The 17573-nt window shown below is 69.4% G+C and carries 12 protein-coding genes; 5 read left to right on the top strand and 7 right to left on the bottom strand.

Going from position 1 to position 17573, the window contains the following annotated elements; genetic code table 11:
* Nucleotides 1-7: 7 nt before the first annotated feature.
* On the bottom strand, nucleotides 8-2845 hold the full coding sequence (locus GTH33_RS05340) for a M16 family metallopeptidase (RefSeq protein WP_163957426.1): 2838 nt from the start codon (nucleotides 2843-2845) through the stop codon (nucleotides 8-10).
* 185 nt (nucleotides 2846-3030) lie between these two features.
* Between GTH33_RS05340 and clpB the strand changes: the two genes are divergently transcribed.
* Nucleotides 3031-5610: an ATP-dependent chaperone ClpB gene (gene clpB / locus GTH33_RS05335; protein ID WP_163957424.1), complete on the top strand. Its 2580-nt coding sequence runs from the start codon at nucleotides 3031-3033 to the stop codon at nucleotides 5608-5610.
* 76 nt (nucleotides 5611-5686) lie between these two features.
* Here the strand turns inward: clpB and GTH33_RS05330 are convergent, their stop codons facing one another.
* From GTH33_RS05330 to xseA, 4 genes are all read right to left on the bottom strand, one after another.
* Nucleotides 5687-8797 carry a TonB-dependent receptor domain-containing protein gene (locus GTH33_RS05330; protein ID WP_163957422.1) on the bottom strand — a complete coding sequence of 1037 codons (3111 nt, stop codon included), beginning with the start codon at nucleotides 8795-8797 and terminating at the stop codon, nucleotides 5687-5689.
* Between the two features lie 275 nt (nucleotides 8798-9072).
* Nucleotides 9073-9942: a M23 family metallopeptidase gene (locus tag GTH33_RS05325; protein WP_163957420.1), complete on the bottom strand. Its 870-nt coding sequence runs from the start codon at nucleotides 9940-9942 to the stop codon at nucleotides 9073-9075.
* A complete protein-coding gene (locus tag GTH33_RS05320; protein WP_163957412.1) occupies nucleotides 9939-10139 on the bottom strand; it encodes a DUF2093 domain-containing protein in 201 nt (66 codons plus the stop codon). The genes GTH33_RS05325 and GTH33_RS05320 overlap by 4 nt, the downstream gene beginning before the upstream one ends.
* A gap of 16 nt (nucleotides 10140-10155) precedes the next feature.
* Nucleotides 10156-11574 (bottom strand): exodeoxyribonuclease VII large subunit, encoded by a 1419-nt coding sequence (xseA, locus tag GTH33_RS05315; protein ID WP_163957411.1) that lies wholly within the window; start codon nucleotides 11572-11574, stop codon nucleotides 10156-10158.
* On the opposite strand from xseA, the gene purD reads away from it, so the two are divergent.
* Nucleotides 11573-12832 (top strand): phosphoribosylamine--glycine ligase, encoded by a 1260-nt coding sequence (purD, locus tag GTH33_RS05310; RefSeq protein ID WP_163957410.1) that lies wholly within the window; start codon nucleotides 11573-11575, stop codon nucleotides 12830-12832. The two genes, xseA and purD, sit on opposite strands and share 2 nt — an antisense overlap.
* 81 nt (nucleotides 12833-12913) lie before the next feature.
* Here purD and GTH33_RS05305 read toward each other — a convergent pair whose 3' ends face one another.
* Complete coding sequence (locus GTH33_RS05305) at nucleotides 12914-13888, bottom strand: NAD(P)H-dependent glycerol-3-phosphate dehydrogenase (RefSeq protein ID WP_163957409.1); 975 nt, start codon at nucleotides 13886-13888, stop codon at nucleotides 12914-12916.
* On the bottom strand, nucleotides 13885-14913 hold the full coding sequence (gene tsaD, locus GTH33_RS05300) for a tRNA (adenosine(37)-N6)-threonylcarbamoyltransferase complex transferase subunit TsaD (RefSeq protein WP_163957408.1): 1029 nt from the start codon (nucleotides 14911-14913) through the stop codon (nucleotides 13885-13887). Before tsaD ends, GTH33_RS05305 begins: the two co-directional genes overlap by 4 nt.
* A 141-nt stretch (nucleotides 14914-15054) precedes the next feature.
* On the opposite strand from tsaD, the gene hemC reads away from it, so the two are divergent.
* Genes hemC through GTH33_RS05285 form a run of 3 tightly spaced genes read left to right on the top strand, consistent with a single transcriptional unit; the run spans nucleotide 15055 to nucleotide 17557 of the window.
* Entirely contained in the window at nucleotides 15055-15909 is an 855-nt protein-coding gene (gene hemC / locus GTH33_RS05295) for a hydroxymethylbilane synthase (RefSeq protein WP_243848381.1), read from the top strand.
* The gene (locus GTH33_RS05290) at nucleotides 15906-16598 is read left to right on the top strand and encodes a uroporphyrinogen-III synthase (RefSeq protein ID WP_208404114.1); all 693 of its coding nucleotides are present in this window, start codon (nucleotides 15906-15908) and stop codon (nucleotides 16596-16598) included. Before hemC ends, GTH33_RS05290 begins: the two co-directional genes overlap by 4 nt.
* Nucleotides 16595-17557 (top strand): hypothetical protein, encoded by a 963-nt coding sequence (locus tag GTH33_RS05285; RefSeq protein ID WP_243848355.1) that lies wholly within the window; start codon nucleotides 16595-16597, stop codon nucleotides 17555-17557. Before GTH33_RS05290 ends, GTH33_RS05285 begins: the two co-directional genes overlap by 4 nt.
* Nucleotides 17558-17573 lie beyond the last annotated feature (16 nt).

Below are 17573 nucleotides of genomic sequence, written 5' to 3'. Positions count from 1 at the left end.
ACTCTCCTTATTTCGCTGCGGTTGCGGCGCCACCGGCGACCGCGCTTGCCGGCACGACCTCGACCGGCAGGCCGAGCGTGTCAAGCTGCGGCTTCACCTTGGCCGCGTCGCCGACCACGACCCAGGTCATCCTGGCAGGATCGATCGTCCGCGCCACGGCGGTTCGCAGCTCCGGCAACGTCATCGCGCGGTACCGCGTCGTGATCGTCGCATAATAATCGTCGGGTCGCTTGAACAGGTCGTTGGCCTGCATCGCGCCGAGCACCGCCTGCGAGGTTTCGAACTGGCCGGGCAGCTGGAGCATCGCACCGTTGATCGCCAGGCCGAATTCGGTCTCGGTCATCGGCCTGGTGGTGACGAACTGGGCGATATCGTCCCGCGCCGATGCGAGCGATGGCCCGGTCTTGTCGGCCTGCACACCCGCCGACATCAGATAGGGCGCCGCGAATTCGGATGCCTGGAACCGGCCGCCGGCGCCATAGGACCAGTGCTTTTCTTCGCGCAGGTCCATGTTGATGCGGCTGAGGAAGCTGCCGCCCAGCGCGTCGTTCACGGTGTTGAGCACCAGCAGGTCGTCGGTGCCCTTCAGCCCGGTGCGCTGCCCGCCGATGACGATCGACTGCGGGCTGTCGGGACGATCGACCAGCACGATCGCCGGCTTGAGCGCCGCGGGTGCGCCGCCGAACGTCTTGGTGCCGGCCGCGCCCATCCCCTTCCAGTCGCCGAACCGCGCATCGAGCGCCGCCTTCACCTCGGCAAGCGGGCGATCGGAGACGACGAAGATCTTGGCCTTTTCGGGGCGGAACCACGCCTGCTGAAATGCGCGCAGGTCGGCCGGGGTCAGGCCGGCGACCGCCACCGGATCGCCGCTGCCCTGCGCCTTTTCATAAGGCGAGCCCGCGGCAAGGATGCGCGTCGCCATCCGCTGCGCCAGCGCGTTGGGGTTGGTCAGCTCCTGCTGGATCTGCGCGACCTGCTGCGCCTTGAAGCGGGCGACCTCGGCATCGGCATAGGCCGGGCGACGCGCGACCTCGGCGAACAGATCGAGCGCCCCGCCCAGATTGGCGGAGGGGACGCCCATCGACAGCGTGCTGCGGTCGTTGCTGTTGTTGGCACTGAGCTGCATGCCGAGCCGTTCGCGCGCCTCGGCCAGCGCGTTGACGTCGTAATGCTCGGTGCCTTCGTCGAGCATCATCAGCGCCGTCTGCTGCGTACCGAGCCTGCCCGCGACATCGGCGGCATAGCCGGCATCGAAGCTGAGCACCGCCTGCGTCACCGGTACCGCGCTGCGCCGCGCATAGACCAGCTCGATACCGTTCGCGAGGCGGCTGCGTTCGACCTTGGGGAAAGTGAGCGCGGTGACCGGGCCGACCGCCGGGATCGCGCCGCGCGTTCCCTTCACCGCCTGTTCCGGAGCGGCGGTGACATCCTTCTTGGGTGGGACCTGCGCTTCCTGATAACCCTCGCGCGCGCCGGCGACGACGTTCACCGCGAGGACCGGGCGGGCCAGCCACGTGTCCGCCGCGGCCTTGACACTGGCCGGCGTCTGTGCGGCAAGGTCGGCGAGCTGTTTCTTGTAGAAGCCGGGATCGTTCGAATAGAGCGCCCCTTCCGCCAGGGCGACCGCCTTGCCGCCGAAGCCGCCGACCGCTTCCAGACCGCGCACGCGGCCGGCGACGCGGGTAGTCACGAAGCGCGACACCTCGTCCGCGGTCGGGCCGGTGCGAAGGAATTCCGCGGTCACCTCATCCAGCCGCTTCGCCGCCAGCGCGGCATCGACGCCCGGACGCACCAGCCCGGTAATGCTGAACGTACCGACCTGCGCAAACGCGCTGTTGTCGGCGGAAACCTGCGTGAACAGCTTTTCCTTGCGCACCAGTTCGTTGGTGAAGCGCGACGAGGCCATGCCGCCAAGGACGCCGGCGGCGACCTCCAGCGGGGCGGCATCCTTGTCGTTCAGGCCGGGGACCGCCCAATTGCGGCTGACCATGGTCGCGGCGACGCGATCCTTCAGCGTTACCGTCTGCGCGGCGGGCAGCGTCACCACCGGCGCGGCCGGCAATTCGCTCTTCGGCCCGGCCTTGATCGGGCCGAAATACTTCTCGACCAGCGGGCGCGCGGAGGCGACGTCGACGTCGCCGGCAAGGACCAGCACGGCGTTGTTGGGGCCGTAATGGCTGCGGAACCAGGTCTTGACCGTGTCGAGGCTGGCGGCGTCCAGATCGGCCATCGATCCGATCGTGTCATGGCCATAGGGGTGGGTGGCGGGGAACAGCCCTTCGGTCACCGCATAGCCGACGAGGCCGTAGGGCTGGTTGTCGCCCTGCCGCTTCTCGTTCTGGACGACGCCGCGCTGTTCGTCGAGCACGCCCTGCGTGATCGCACCGAGCAGATAGCCCATGCGGTCCGATTCGAGGAACAGGGCGCGGCTCAGCGCGGCGGTCGGCACCGTCTCGAAATAATTGGTACGGTCGAAATAGGTGGTGCCGTTGAAATCGGTCGCGCCGACCTGCTTCAGCGGCGCGAAAAAGTCGCCGGGCGCGTTTTCCGACCCGTTGAACATCAGATGTTCGAACAGGTGCGCAAAGCCGGTCGAGCCCTTGGGTTCGTGCTTCGACCCGACGTCGTACCAGACGCTGACCGCGACGACCGGCGCCTTGCGATCGGTGTGGACGACGACGCGCAGGCCGTTGGCGAGGGTGAATTGCTGATAGGGAATGTCCACCGCCTTGACGAGGGCCGCGACCGGCGCCGCCTTGACCGGAACCGGCCGGGTGGTCTGGGCGTGGAGAGGCGCGACGAGCGCGATCGATGCGACGCCGGCGAGCGCGAGAAGCTTCGTCATGACTGTGGATATTCCCCGGTAGACTTGAACGACTGTACTGCCTGACCATAACAGTGGAGATACCGGAGGCAAGCGACCGGGATGAATTTACCGTCGCGCAGCGGCGATGCGCGACCGATGCCTGCACGACACTTGTGTTGCACAATAGCAACACTACATTCCGGCAAGACAGATTAGGGGCGACTATGAACCTCGATAAATTCACCGACCGCGCCAAGGGCTTCCTGCAATCGGCGCAGACCGTGGCGATCCGCATGAACCACCAGCGGATCGCGCCGGAGCATATCCTGAAGGCCTTGCTGGAAGACGAGCAGGGCATGGCGGCGGGCCTGATCCAGGCCGCGGGCGGCGATGCCAGGCGCGCCGTCGCCGACACCGACGCGGCGCTCGCCCGCATTCCGGCGGTGTCGGGATCGGGTGCGCAGGCGACGCCGGGCCTCGACAACGACACCGTGCGCGTGCTCGACCAGGCGGAACAGGTCGCGGCGAAGGCGGGCGACAGCTTCGTCACCGTCGAACGGCTGCTGCTGGCGCTCGCGCTGTCGCCGACCACGGCGGCGGGCAAGGCGCTGAAGGCGGCGAACGTCACGGCCGACGGACTCAATACGGCGATCAACGACTTGCGCGGCGGACGCACTGCCGACACCGCCAGTGCCGAGGACCGCTACGACGCGCTGAAGAAGTTCGCGCGCGACCTGACGCAGGCGGCGCGCGACGGCAAGCTGGACCCGGTAATCGGCCGCGACGAGGAGATCCGCCGGACGATCCAGATTCTCGCGCGACGCACCAAGAACAACCCGGCGCTGATCGGCGAACCCGGCGTCGGCAAGACCGCGATCGCCGAGGGGCTGGCGCTGCGCATCGCGAACGGCGACGTGCCCGATACGTTGAAAGGACGCACGCTGATGTCGCTCGACATGGGCGCGCTGATCGCGGGGGCGAAGTATCGCGGCGAATTCGAGGAGCGGCTGAAGGGCGTGCTCGACGAGGTGAAGGCCGCGGAGGGCGACATCGTCCTGTTCATCGACGAGATGCACCAGCTGATCGGGGCAGGGAAATCCGAGGGCGCGATGGATGCCGGCAACCTGCTGAAACCGGCGCTGGCGCGCGGCGAGCTGCATTGCGTCGGCGCGACGACGCTCGATGAATATCGCAAATATGTCGAGAAGGACCCGGCGTTGCAGCGGCGCTTCCAGCCGGTGTTCGTCGGCGAGCCGACGGTCGAGGACACGATCAGCATCCTGCGCGGGCTGAAGGAGAAATACGAACTGCACCACGGCGTGCGGATCACCGACGGAGCATTGGTGTCGGCGGCGACGCTGTCGAACCGCTACATCACCGACCGGTTCCTGCCCGACAAGGCGATCGACCTGATGGACGAGGCCGCCAGCCGCATCCGCATGGAGGTCGAGAGCAAGCCCGAGGAGATCGAGACGCTCGACCGGCGCATCCTGCGCCTCAAGATCGAGCGCGAGGGCCTGCGCCGCGAAACCGACGAGGCATCGCGCGACCGGTTCGAGACGCTGGAGGAGGAACTCGCCAACCTCGAACAGCAATCCGCCGAACTGACGCAGCGCTGGCAGGCGGAGAAGGACAAGATCGCCGGCGAGGCGAAGTTGAAGGAACAGCTGGACGGCGCCCGGCTGGAACTGGAGCAGGCACAGCGTGCCGGCGACCTCGCCAAGGCAGGCGAATTGTCCTACGGCCGCATTCCCGCGCTGGAGAAGCAGCTCGCCGAGGCGCAGAGCGTCACCAAGGGCGCGATGCTGCGCGAGGAGGTCACCGCCGACGATATCGCCGGCGTCGTCAGCCGCTGGACCGGCATTCCGGTCGAACGGATGCTGGCGGGCGAACGCGACAAGCTACTGCGCATGGAAGAGGTGATCGGCAAGCGCGTCATCGGCCAGTCCGATGCGGTCCGCGCCGTGTCCACCGCGGTCCGTCGGGCACGCGCGGGGTTGCAGGACCCGAACCGGCCGCTGGGATCGTTCCTGTTCCTGGGGCCGACCGGCGTCGGCAAGACCGAATTGACCAAGGCGCTGGCCGAGTTCCTGTTCGACGATCCCAATGCGATGGTGCGCATCGACATGAGCGAGTTCATGGAGAAGCATGCGGTCGCGCGGCTGATCGGCGCCCCTCCGGGCTATGTCGGCTATGAGGAAGGCGGCGTGTTGACCGAGGCGGTTCGGCGCCGGCCCTATCAGGTCGTGCTGTTCGACGAGGTCGAAAAGGCGCACAGCGATGTGTTCAACGTCCTGCTGCAGGTGCTCGACGACGGCCGCCTGACCGATGGACAGGGCCGGACGGTGGATTTCAGCAACACGCTGATCATCCTGACCTCGAACCTCGGTTCGCAATATCTCGCGAACCTGGAGGACGGGCAGAGCGTCGAGGCGGTCGAGCCGCAGGTGATGGAAATCGTGCGCGGGCATTTCCGCCCCGAATTCCTCAACCGGCTGGACGAGGTGATCCTGTTCCACCGGCTCGGCCAGGCGCACATGGCGCCGATCGTCGACATCCAGGTGGCGCGCGTCGGCAGGCTGCTCGCCGACCGCAAGGTGACGCTGGAGCTGACCGATGCGGCGCGGGCGTGGCTGGGACGGGTCGGCTACGACCCGGTGTATGGCGCGCGGCCGTTGAAGCGCGCGGTGCAGCGGTACCTGCAGGACCCGCTGGCGGACCTGATCCTGCGCGGCGAGGTGAAGGACGGCGCGACGGTGCAGGTCGACGAGGGCGACGGGAAGCTGGCGCTGGCCGTCGCTTGATGGCCCGCCTTTAGGCGACACACGAAAGGGGCGGCTCCTCGCGGAGCCGCCCCTCTTGCTTGAACCGGCGAACAGGTCAGAAGCTGAAGCTGGCGCCCGCGCGGAAGGTACGACCGACCACACCGGCATAATGCCAGCTCGGCAGATAGTTGACGCCCGAGTAGGACGACTGGGCCAGCGGCGCCTTTTCGTTGGTGAAGTTGCCGACGTTGACGAAGAACGAGAAGTCGTCGTTCACCCGCACCGTCGCGTTCAGATCCGCATAGATGAAGCGGCGGACGTTACAGAACTTCTGCTGCGCATCGGCGTTCGGATAGGTGTACAGGCTGCCCGCCGCACCGGCGCACGACAGGTCGATGGCGCCGTTGACCGGCGATTCCTCGTCCGCCGCCACCTGCCGGATCTTCGACACATAGTATGCGGTCGCCGTCAACGAGAGCGGGCCGAGTTCCAGCGTATTCTGCCAGTTGCCGCGCCACTTGGGCGTGCCTGCACCCGACGACAGTTCGTACGGCCCGAGCGTACCGACATATTTGCGGACGACGCCGTCGCCGAAGTCGACGTTGAACTTGAGCACCTGCGTCACGTCCAGCCGGCTGGTGAACTTGATGCCGTCCTGGATCGGCAACGCGACGGTGGCCGAATAGTCGATACCCTGCGTCTTGAAATAGCCGGCGTTGACGTACGGGCCGTTGATGACGAGCACGCGGGGCAGTGCGTTCGGGAACAGCGGATCGATCGCGTCGACCGCACCGACCGAATAGCCCGGGATCGCCGCCACCGCCGCCGTCGCCGCGGCCAGGTTGGTCTGCGAATAATAGGCCGCGCGGGCATCGCCGGCATTCGGACCGGCGACGATCACGTCCGACTTCTTGACGTTGTAATAGTCGACGGTGAGGCTGAACACGCGCGAGGGTGCGAACACCAGGCCGCCGGTGAAGCTGCGCGACGTTTCCGGCTTCAGATCCGGGTTACCCGAGAAGCCGCCACCGACGCTGTACGGCAGGATGTACGGGTTGCCGCTGTTGGCGCCGCCATGCTGCGCGATGAACGATGCGGGCGGCGAATAGGTGACGAAGCCCGGATAGCTCGAGCGCGGGTTGCTTTCGGCGAAGGTCGGTGCGCGGAAGCCCTGCGAATAGGTTCCACGGACCGACAGTTCGCGGATCGGCGTGAACTTCGCACCGATCTTTGGCGAGAAGTGGCTGAACCCTTCCGAATAGTGATCGTAGCGGCCCGAGGCATTGACCTCGAACTGCTCGACGATCGGCGCGCTCAACTCGAAATAGCCCGCCGACACCGTGTGCGCGCCAAAGGCGGCCGCGGTGTTGCTGTAGTTGAGCAACTGCGGGTTGGTACCCGGGTTGTTCAGCGTCTCACGACGCACCTGGCCGCCGACCGCCAGCTGCAACGGGCCGCCGGGCAGCTGGACCAGCGCCTTGCTGATCGAGGCGTCAAGCGATGCCAGCGAGGTCGACGACCGCGCCTCGATATCCGGCGCGACGAGCTGGCGGGCCGCTTCGGTGTTCAGCGACGGATTGACGAAGTTATAGGCGCCGGTGTTCACCGCCTGGCGCAGGCCGGCGATGCTGGGCGTGCCGAACTGCACGATCTTCAGGTTGTCGCGGGCGCCCACGGCCTCGACGCGCCAGTCCCAATCGTCGCCGAAGTGACCGTTGAAGCCGATCGCGCCGCGGATCAGCTCGTTACCGCGGTTCGACCCCGACAGGATGTCACCGAACAGGTAGTAGATGCGGGCCGAATTGCCTTCCGCCGCGAACGGATTGTTCGGGTTGAGCGTGCGGTCGGCAGCGGTGGCGCAGTTCGTGCCCGCGCCGCAAATGTAGACCGGCAGGACGATGCCGGGGTTGTTCGACGCGGTGAGCGGCGATGCACCGTACGGCTGGCGCTGGCGGATCGCCGATGGCGAGCTGGTCGGGTAGATGATGTTGACCTGGCTGTGCGAATAGCTGCCGAGGACATAGGCATCGATATCGTCGTTGATCTTGATGCTGAGCCGGCTGGTAAAGGAGAACTTCTCCTGCAGCGGCTGAACCTGACTGTAATCGCTCGTCAAATTACGCGCGCAGCCGGTGCCGCGGTTGGCGCCGGTGGTCGAGGTGAAGGTGCCGCCCGGGCAGTTCGCGTTGAGCAGCTGGAAATTGTAGAACGGCGACTGGGTACCCTGCGCGTTGGTGTACGTGCCGCTCGGGATATTGGTGACCGACCCGGTGAACGGATCATTGGGGTTGGTCTGGCCGGCGCGCACGACGATCGCGTTGGTCGTCGCCGTCGTCAGCGAGCTGTCGGCGGCATTGTTGTCCGACAGGCCGATCGACGACAGATCGGTGGTGTTGAAGGGGAAGCCGACGTCCCGGCCCGAGATGCGGCCGTCGCGCTGGTATTCGCCGTTGACGTAGAAGTTGAAGCCCTGGCGCTCGTAATCGCCGATGCCGGCGGTCATGTTGGCACGATAGCGCGAGCCATAGCCCTTTTCGCTGATCCCGCCCTCGGCGGTGCCGGTCACGCCGGTGAAGTGCTTCTTGAGAATGACGTTGACCACGCCGCCGATCGCGTCCGCGCCATAGGTCGACGAGGCGCCGTCCTTGAGCACCTCGACGCGCTCCACCGCGCTGAACGGGATCGAGTTGAGGTCGGTGTAGGCGTTGTGGCCGTCGTCGTTGATCGGGAAGGCGGCCGAGCGCAGGCCGTCGATCAGGATCAGGGTCGACGACACACCGAGGCCGCGCAGCGACACGGCGGAGCCGCCGGCGGAGAAGCCGCCCTGGAAACCGGTCGGGATCGAACCGGCGCTGTCGGCAGACACGGACCGCAACGCATCGGAAATGGTGGTGACGCCCGCCTTGGCAAGCGTGTCGCTGGTGAGGACGGTGACCGGCGACGGCGTTTCCGTGTCGGTACGACGGAACAGCGATCCGGTGACGACGATATCGCCGCCCTGATCCGCCGGAGCCGCCGGCGTCGCCTGCGCGTCGGGGGTCGTCGCATCGGTGGCCTGCTGCTGGATTTCGACGTCGCCCGGCGTCGGCGTATTCGTCGCGGCCGTGCCGGCGGGCGCCGTCGGGGTGGTCTGCGCCGCAGCGTGGCCCGAGGCCAGCGCGACGGCGAACGGCGTGACGGCGGCGAGCAGAACTGCCTTGCGCTTCATGGAGGTGATCGTCGTCATGTGCTTCCCTCACTGGCATTGAACGTCCCGATCCGCGTCTTGCGGTGCGGGGGCTCAAGCATCCCTTTCCCCGTCGGCCATCAGCCATCTGGAGACATGGTGCAGCAATGAAGCTGACATTTTCGGGTGTAAAGCGACGTTATAATTGGACAGTCAGTTTGACGCACACTGTCGCAGAAAAGACACAGATATTGTCCAAACCCGGTCATAGGGAGCGCATGATTGCTGCGACGCACCATCTCGCGATCGAACCCATGCGTTCAGCAAGGTCAGGGTTATTGCGCCGGCATCGCCCCTGCCAGCAGCATCGGATCGAGCCGCGCGTCGCGCCAGCGCAGGCTCCAGTGCAGGTGCGGACCGGTCGCGCGGCCGGTCGCGCCGACGGCGCCGACGGTTTGCCCCTGACGCACGTGGTCGCCGACCTTCACGTCGATCCGCGACAGGTGGAGGAAGGCGCTGTTCAATCCATCGCCGTGGTCGATCATCAGCAGATTGCCCTCCAGCGTGAAGGGATGGTCGGCGGCGAGGATGACGACCCCGTCGGCAGGCGCGACGACCGGGCTGCCCGTCGGCCGGGCGATGTCCGTCCCCGAATGATAGGCGCCGGGTTCGCCGCGATAGATGCGTTGCGCACCGAACAGGCCGGAAATGCGCCCGGTTGCGGGCCAGACGAATGGCTGGCGCCAGCCCTGCGCGTCGGTGGATAGCGCGCGCGCCGCAACGATCCGGGCGAGTTCGGCGGGCCGCAACTGCGCCATCACCGGATCGGGCGCGGGAAAGCGGGGCAGCGTGTCGAGCCGCTCGATCCGCCAGGCGCGCGGGGCGACGGCGAGCGCCCGGGTGACCTGACGCCCATCGGCCAAGACGGCCGCCAGCATCGCCTGTGGGCCGGCGTCGCGATCGAAGCCGACGACGAACAGGCCGTCGGGCGCAAGGGGCAGCGCCTTGCCGTCGAGCGTCACTGAGACGGCATCGCGCGGTGCGTGCACGACGATCAGGCCGCCCTGCATGACCGGGCCGGTCATGCGAAAGGTCGCCGCGGCAGGATCGACCTGTGCCGTCGGAGCCGCCACCGCGGGGGCCAGCTGCGCGGTGGCAGGCGCCGCTACGGTGGCGAGGAGCGCGAGCGCCGCGGCCGGCGTCATCGCGGTGCGAGCGCCTCGCTGGCCAGCTGGGCGGTGGCGAAGGCCTGTTGGCGGGCGACGCTCCAATAGCGCAGCATGTCGATCGGGATGCGCGCGCCGCTCGCGCCGCAGACGACATGGTCGCCCGGCGTCAGCACGCGAAAGCCGTTGGCCATGTAATGAAGCCGGGCGGCGCGGTCGGAATTGGAAACGAGCATGAGAGAGGGGTCCGTATCAGAGCAGGGTCGGCTGGTCGGGCTTGGCCGCGATATGGGTTCGTGCCGGCTTGCGCTCAACCTTCGCCGCCGGCGTACGCGTCGCCATGGCAGCGCCATCGTCGACGATCGCATCGACGCTGCCGTCGCGGAAGCGCAGCGTCACCGCGCCGGCCGCGCGCACGGTGGCGGCCGACGCCAGCGTCTCGCCGCCACGGGCCGTGACGCGGGCATAGCCGCGGTCGAGCACCGCATCGGGGTTGAGCGACTGGACCAGTCGCCACGTCGCCGCGAGCCGGTCGCGATTGCGGTCGACCTGGTTCTGCAGCACCGCCGGGCGCAACGCCCCGCTGGACCGGTCGAGCTGGCCGCGTGCCAGCGTGACGCGCCGTTCGAGCCCGCGATCGAGCCGCTGGCCCGCATCGTCGGCGCGCTGGCGCTGCGGGCCGAGCAGCGCGTCGCGCTTCGGCAGCAGCCTGGCCAATCCGGCAAGCCGTTCGCGGCCACGCTCCAGATAGCGGTTTGCACAGCGCTGCGTGCGTAAACCGTGGCTCTGGATCGTCAGCCGCAGGTCGGCGAGCACCGGCACCGCCAGCTCGGCCGCCGCGGTGGGGGTCGGCGCGCGCAGGTCGGCGGCGAAGTCGCACAGGGTCGTATCGGTTTCGTGGCCGACGGCGGAGATGATCGGGATCGAGCAGCCAGCGACGGCGCGGACCACCGGTTCTTCGTTGAACGCCCACAGATCCTCGATCGAACCGCCGCCGCGCGCGACGATGACGAGATCGGGCCGCGGCACCGGCCCGTCCGCGGGCATCGCATCGAAGCCGCGCACCGCGGCGGCGACCTCTTCGGCCGCGCCCTGCCCCTGCACCTTGACCGGCCAGACGATGACGTGGGTCGGGCAGCGATCCTCCAGCCGATGGAGGATATCGCGGATCACCGCACCGGTGGGCGAGGTGACGACGCCGATCGTCCGCGGCAGATACGGCAGGCGCCGTTTGCGCGATCCATCGAACAGCCCCTCGCCCGCCAGCTTCGCCTTCAGCTTTTCGAACAGCGCCATCAGCGCGCCGGCGCCCGCCAGCTCCATCCGTTCGATGACGATCTGGTATTTCGAGCGGCCGGGATAGGTCGTGAGCTTGCCGGTCGCGATCACCTCGATCCCGTCCTGGGGGGCGAAGGCGAGCGCGTTCGCCTGCCCCTTCCACATCACGCCGTCGATCACCGCGGCATCGTCCTTCAGCGCGAGATAGACATGACCAGAGGTCGCGCGCTTGTAGCCCGAGATTTCGCCACGGATGCGGACATGACCGAATTCGCCCTCGACCATCCGTTTGAGCTTGAAGCTGAGCTCGCCGACCGACAGCGCGAATGCGTTGTCGCCGGGGCGCTCCTCGGCTAGCAGCCTCGCATCGGTATCGGATAGGGAATCTGGCATGAACGTCCTGCTGCTGGGCTCAGGCGGCCGCGAGCACGCACTCGCGTGGAAACTGGCACAATCGGCCCTCCTCGATACGCTCTACGCCGCGCCTGGCAACCCCGGCATCGCCGCACATGCGACCTGCGTCGCGCTGGATGCGACGGATCATGCCGCGGTCGTGGATTTCGTGCGCGATCATGACGTTGGGCTCGTCGTGATCGGACCGGAAGCGCCGCTGGTGGATGGCCTCGGCGATACCCTGCGCGCCGGCGGCGTGCCGGTGTTCGGGCCGGACCGGGCGGCCGCGCAGCTGGAAGGATCGAAGGGGTTCACCAAGGACCTGTGCCGCCGCGCCGAGATTCCGACCGCCGGCTACGTCCGCGTCAACAACCGAACCGAGGCGGAGGCGGCGCTGGCCGGCACCTTCTCCTATCCCGTCGTCATCAAGGCCGATGGCCTGGCCGCGGGCAAGGGTGTGGTGATCGCGACCAGCGAGGCCGAGGCGGCCGCGGCGTTCGACACGATGTTCGGCGGCGGCGATGCGCCGGTGGTGCTGGAGGAATTCCTCGACGGTGAGGAGGCGAGCCTGTTCGTGCTGACCGACGGCGTTTCGCTGATGCCGTTCGGCAGCGCGCAGGACCACAAGCGCGTCGGCGAGGGCGATACCGGCCCGAACACCGGCGGCATGGGCGCCTATAGCCCCGCACCGGTGCTGACCCCGGCGTTGGAGCGGCAGGCGATCGAGCGGATCGTCGCACCGACGGTGAAGGCAATGGCGGACGAGGGCATGCCGTTCAGCGGCGTGCTGTACGCCGGACTGATGCTGACGGCCGCGGGGCCGAAGCTGATCGAATATAACGCGCGGTTCGGCGATCCCGAATGCCAGGTGCTGATGCTGCGCTACCAGGGCGATCTGGTCGAGATGCTGCTGGCGGTGGCGCAAGGGCGGCTGGCCGCGCTGCCGGCGGCGCAATTCTCCGACGATGTCGCGATGACGGTGGTGCTGGCGGCGGCGGGCTATCCCGGCACGCCCGCAGCGGGCGGCACGATCCGCGGCATCGATGCCGCGGAGGCCGGCGGCGCGGTGGTATTCCAGGCGGGGACACGGCGGGATGGAGAAACGCTGGTGGCGAGCGGCGGACGGGTGCTGGCAGTCACCGCGACCGGTGCCGACATCGCGGTGGCACGGGACGCCGCCTATCGCGGGATCGACGCAGTCGACTTTCCCGACGGGTTCTGCCGCCGCGACATCGGCTGGCGCGAACTGGCGCGCTGAGACACGCACCCACGCGAAGGCGCGGGGAGGACCGTCGGTCGGGCACCGGCTCGACCGACCGTTAGCACGGGCGCCGGCAGATCAGCCTTCGTTGCGCAGCGGGCGGGCGAGCAGCGCGCCGATCACCTCGGCGACCGGCGCGCCCTCCAGCAGGCGGCAGACGGCGGCGGTGACCGGCATGTCGACGCCGGCCTCCGCGGCGGCTTCCGCCAGCACCGGCGCGGTGAACGCCCCTTCCGCCACGGTACGACGATCGGCGAGCAGGGTCGCTGCCGCCTGCCCCTGGCCCAGCCCGACGCCCAGCGAAAAGTTGCGACTGCTGGTCGAACTGCACGTCAACACGAGATCGCCGAGCCCCGAAAGGCCCGAGAGGGTTTCGGCACGCGCACCCCGCGCCAGCCCGAAACGCGTCATCTCGGCAAAGCCGCGTGCGATCAGCGCGGCGCGGGCGTTCTGGCCAAGGCCGGCGCCATCCACCACGCCGCAGGCGATCGCGAGCACGTTCTTCACCGCGCCGCCGATCTCCGCACCGACGACGTCGCTGCTCGCATAGGGGCGGAAATGCGGGGCGGCGAGCCGTTCGGACAGCGCCCGGCCGAGCGCCTGGTCCGCAACCGCCAGCGTCACCGCGGTCGGCAGGCCGGCGGCGACTTCATGCGCGAAGGTCGGCCCGGACAGGACCGCGACGGGAGCTTGCGGATGCACCGCGCGCGCGACCTCGCCGACCAACCGGCGCGTGCCGGCCTCGATTCCCTTGGCGCAGAGCACCAGCGGGCGCGTGCCGACGTCGACCTGCGACAGGACCGCGCCGACGTGCTGCGCCGGGGCGACGACCAGCAGCGCATCGCTGTCGGCCAGATCGGCATGGTCGCCGGTGGCGCGGATCGAGCGCGACAGCGGCACGCCGGCGAGGAACAAATGGTTTTCGTGCGCGGCGTTGATGCCCGCGACCACCTCCGGCTCGCGCGCCCACAACGTGACGGGTTCGCCGCGATGCGCCGCGACCTGGGCGAGGGCCGTGCCCCAGGCACCGCCGCCGATGACGCCGATCTTCATGCTTTTACTCCGGCGCCGCGGACGGCTTGCGCATCGGGATCGAGCGGCCAGCGGGCGCGTGCCGGCGTGTCGAGCGGATCGGTGAGCCCGGCGGCGAAGCGCTCGGCGCCGGCCCAGGCGATCATCGCCGCATTGTCGGTGCACAGCCATAACGGCGGGGCCACGAAGCGCAGGCCGTTGTCGGTGGCGAGGCGCTGGAGCGCGGTACGGACCGCGGTATTGGCGGCGACGCCGCCGGCGACGACCAGCGCGCTCGCCGCGATTCCCGCGATGCCGCGCTGCGTCCGGTCGATCAGGCAATCGACGACCGCGGCCTGGAACGAGGCGGCGATATCCTCGGGCGCATGGTGCCCGACAGCGCGCGCGACCGCGCTCTTGAGGCCGGCGAACGAGAAATGCGGCTCTGCCGATCCCTTCAGCGGTCGCGGCAGCGGCACGATCGCGCGGCCGAGCGCCGCGGCGCGTTCGACGTTGGGGCCGCCGGGGAAGCCCAGGCCGAGCAGCTTGGCGGTCTTGTCGAACGCCTCGCCCGCGGCATCGTCGATCGTCGTCGCGATGCGGCGATAGCGGGCGACCCCCTCGACCAGCAGCAGCTGGCAATGGCCGCCGGAGACGAGCAGCAGCAGATAGGGGAATTGCAGGTCTGGGTCCGACAGCCGCGGGCTGAGCGCGTGCCCCTCCAGATGGTTGACCGCGATCAGCGGCTTGCCCGCAGCATGTGCCAGCGCCTTGCCCGTGACGAGGCCGACCATGACCCCGCCGATCAGGCCCGGGCCGGCCGTGGCGGCGACCGCATCGACCTGGTCGAGGCGCAATCCGGCATCCGCAAGCGCGGCCTGGATCAACGGCTCCAGCGCCTCGACATGCGCGCGCGCGGCGATTTCGGGTACGACGCCGCCGAAGGGGGCGTGCGCCGCCTCCTGCCCGGCGAGGCGGTGGCTCAGCACCTGCCGATCGCTGGTGACGAGCGCGGCGGCGGTCTCGTCGCAGGAGGATTCGAGGCCGAGGATGATCCGGGGAGCCATGCGCCCTTCCCTAACGCGACGCGCAGAACTTGTCGAAGGGTGGTGGTTTCGGCATGGCGGCACCGTTGAAGGAGGCACGGTTTGGCGATCAGGTTCAGGCTCGGCACGCGGGGATCGCCGCTTGCGCTGACGCAGGCGGGGATGGTGCGCGATGCGCTGTGCGCCGCGCACGGCTGGCGCGAGGACGAGGTGACGCTGGTCGTGATCCGCACCACCGGCGACCGGGTGCAGGATCGCGCGCTGGCCGAGATCGGCGGCAAGGCGCTGTGGACCAAGGAGCTGGACCGCGCGCTGCTCGACCGCGAGATCGACGCGGCGGTGCATTCGATGAAGGACGTCGAGACGATCCGGCCGCCGGCGATCCGCATCGCCGCGATGCTGCCGCGGGCCGACGTGCGCGACCGGCTGATCGGCGCGGAGACGATCGCGGCGATCGTCGCGGGCGGCACCGTCGGCACCAGTTCGCCGCGGCGGCGCGCGCAGGTGCTGCGGTTGCGGCCCGACCTCAACGTCGTGCTGTTCCGCGGCAATGTCGACACGCGGCTGGCGAAGCTGGCGGCGGGCGAGGCGGATGCGACCCTGCTGGCGGCGGCGGGGCTCGACCGGCTGGGCCGCGAGGGCATCGGCCGGGCGATCCCGACCGACGTGATGCTGCCCGCGCCGGCGCAGGGTGCGGTCGGGATCGAGGTCCGCAGCGACGACGAGGGTGCGGCGATGGTCGTCGCCGCGATCGACGATCCCGCGACCAGCGCCTGTGTGCTGGCCGAGCGCGCGTTCCTGGCCGCACTGGGCGCCGACTGCCATTCGCCGGTCGCGGCGCTCGCCGGCCTGTCGGGCGAGATGCTCAGCCTGCGCGCCGAACTGATCGCGGAGGACGGCAGCGCCGGCGTCGAGGGTGCCGGCGAAGGCACCGATGGCAGCGTGGTCGCGGCCGAGCTGGCCGCGGACCTGCTGGCCCGCGCGCCCGACGTGGTGCGACGCCTGTTCCAGCCGTGAGCGGCGGCCTGCTCGTCGTCCGCCCCGAACCCGGCAATGCGCGCACCGTGGTGCGCCTGCGGGCGGGCGGGGGCCGCGACGTGATCGCCTGGCCCTTGTTCGCGCCCGCGCCGGTGCCGTGGGAGGCGCCCGATCCCGCCCGCCACGATGCGCTGCTGGTGACGAGCGCCAACGCCATGCGGCTGGGCGGCGCGGGACTTGCGCGACTGACGGGCTTGCCGGTGATCGCGGTGGGCGCCGAAACGGCGGCGGCGGCCACGGCGGCGGGGTTCCGGGTCGCGACGATCGGCGACGGCGGCGTCGATGCGGCGCTGGCCGCAGGGCGCGCGACCGGGCTGGAGCGGCCGTTGCACCTGGCCGGCCGCGAGCATGTCGACAGCGGCCATCCGACGGTCATCGTCTATGCCAGCGCCGATGTCTCGACCGACGCGGCGGCGTTCGCCGCTGCGGCCGGCGGGCGCATCGTGCTGCTGCATTCGGAGCGGGCGGCCATGCGCGTCGCGACACTGCTCCCGGGCCGGCGCGAAGCCATCGGGATCGCAGCGTTGAGCGCGAAGGTGCGAACGGCGGCCGGCGATGGCTGGGGCATCGCGCTGACGGCGGACGTGCCGCGCGATGCGGCACTGTGTTCGCTGGTGCTCCAACGGGCGATTGACCGGGCCGCGGACGCCGGGGATAAGAGGCCATGACCGACTATGTGCCGATCGACCATGGGCGCGGGACGACGCGCGCGCGCGGGCTGCGGACCCGCGTGTTCCTGGCGATCATCGCGCTGGCGTTCGTCGCCGGGGCGGTGCTGACCGGCTATCTGATGAAGCGCGTGACCTGGCTCGGCGGCACGTCCGCCGCGCAGGGGGCGGTCGCGGCCAAAAAGGCGCATCCCGAACCGACCAACTTCAATCCCGCACAACCGCTCAACGCCAATGGCGAAGCGGTGAATGCCGCGCTCGACCCGGCGGCGCTCGCGTCCCGAGAGGCGACGCTGGCGGGTCAATTGACGGCGCTGGAGGCGCGTACCGCCGCGGTGACCAGCGATGCCGCCGCTGCCGCCACGCAGGCCGGCCGGGCCGAAGGCATGCTGATCGCCTTTGCGGCACGGCGGGCGCTCGATCGCGGCGTCGGGCTCGGCTATCTCGAGGAACAGTTGCGCGGCCGCTTCGGCCGGGTGCAGCCGCGCGCCGTCAGCTATGTGATCGAGGCGGCGCGGCAGCCGGTGACGCTGGAGGACCTGCGCCAGGGTCTGGACGCGATCGGGCCAGGCCTCTCCACCGCAAGCGGCGAGGGCTGGCTGACCAGCCTGCGCCGTGAACTCGGTGGGCTGGTCGTGCTGCGACAGGCCGGCACGCCCTCGCCCCGCCCGGCCGATCGGCTGGCCCGCGCCCGGCGGCTGCTCGACAGCGGCCAGGTCGAAGCCGCCCACGCCGAGGTCGCACGCCTGCCCGGCGCCGGCGATGCGGGCAACTGGATGCAGGCCGCCGAACGCTACGTGCTGTCGCGCCGCGCGCTCGACGTTATCGAGAATGCGGCGATCCTGGGTCAGGCGAACAAGCCGATGGTCACCGCCAACGCGCCCGCTCCCGCGGCGGAACTGCCCGCGATGCCCGACGCCGTGTCGAACGAGGAAGAGACCACCTCCGTCGGCATGTAGCCCCGGTCAGGTCGGG

Source organism: Sphingomonas insulae (genome assembly GCF_010450875.1).
Lineage (GTDB): Bacteria > Pseudomonadota > Alphaproteobacteria > Sphingomonadales > Sphingomonadaceae > Sphingomonas > Sphingomonas insulae.
This window is presented reverse-complemented; position numbering and strand designations above follow the sequence as displayed.

What these genes read in the sequence shown, in the direction of transcription:
- GTH33_RS05320 (WP_163957412.1), bottom strand. Translation starts at nt 10,139, where the DNA reads ATGCTCGTTTCCAATTCCGACCGCGCCGCCCGGCTTCATTACATGGCC.
- GTH33_RS05330 (WP_163957422.1), bottom strand. Translation starts at nt 8,797, where the DNA reads ATGACGACGATCACCTCCATGAAGCGCAAGGCAGTTCTGCTCGCCGCC.
- tsaD (WP_163957408.1), bottom strand. Translation starts at nt 14,913, where the DNA reads ATGGCTCCCCGGATCATCCTCGGCCTCGAATCCTCCTGCGACGAGACC.
- xseA (WP_163957411.1), bottom strand. Translation starts at nt 11,574, where the DNA reads ATGCCAGATTCCCTATCCGATACCGATGCGAGGCTGCTAGCCGAGGAG.
- GTH33_RS05340 (WP_163957426.1), bottom strand. Translation starts at nt 2,845, where the DNA reads ATGACGAAGCTTCTCGCGCTCGCCGGCGTCGCATCGATCGCGCTCGTC.
- hemC (WP_243848381.1), top strand. Translation starts at nt 15,055, where the DNA reads ATGGTGCGCGATGCGCTGTGCGCCGCGCACGGCTGGCGCGAGGACGAG.
- GTH33_RS05305 (WP_163957409.1), bottom strand. Translation starts at nt 13,888, where the DNA reads ATGAAGATCGGCGTCATCGGCGGCGGTGCCTGGGGCACGGCCCTCGCC.
- clpB (WP_163957424.1), top strand. Translation starts at nt 3,031, where the DNA reads ATGAACCTCGATAAATTCACCGACCGCGCCAAGGGCTTCCTGCAATCG.
- purD (WP_163957410.1), top strand. Translation starts at nt 11,573, where the DNA reads ATGAACGTCCTGCTGCTGGGCTCAGGCGGCCGCGAGCACGCACTCGCG.
- GTH33_RS05285 (WP_243848355.1), top strand. Translation starts at nt 16,595, where the DNA reads ATGACCGACTATGTGCCGATCGACCATGGGCGCGGGACGACGCGCGCG.
- GTH33_RS05325 (WP_163957420.1), bottom strand. Translation starts at nt 9,942, where the DNA reads ATGACGCCGGCCGCGGCGCTCGCGCTCCTCGCCACCGTAGCGGCGCCT.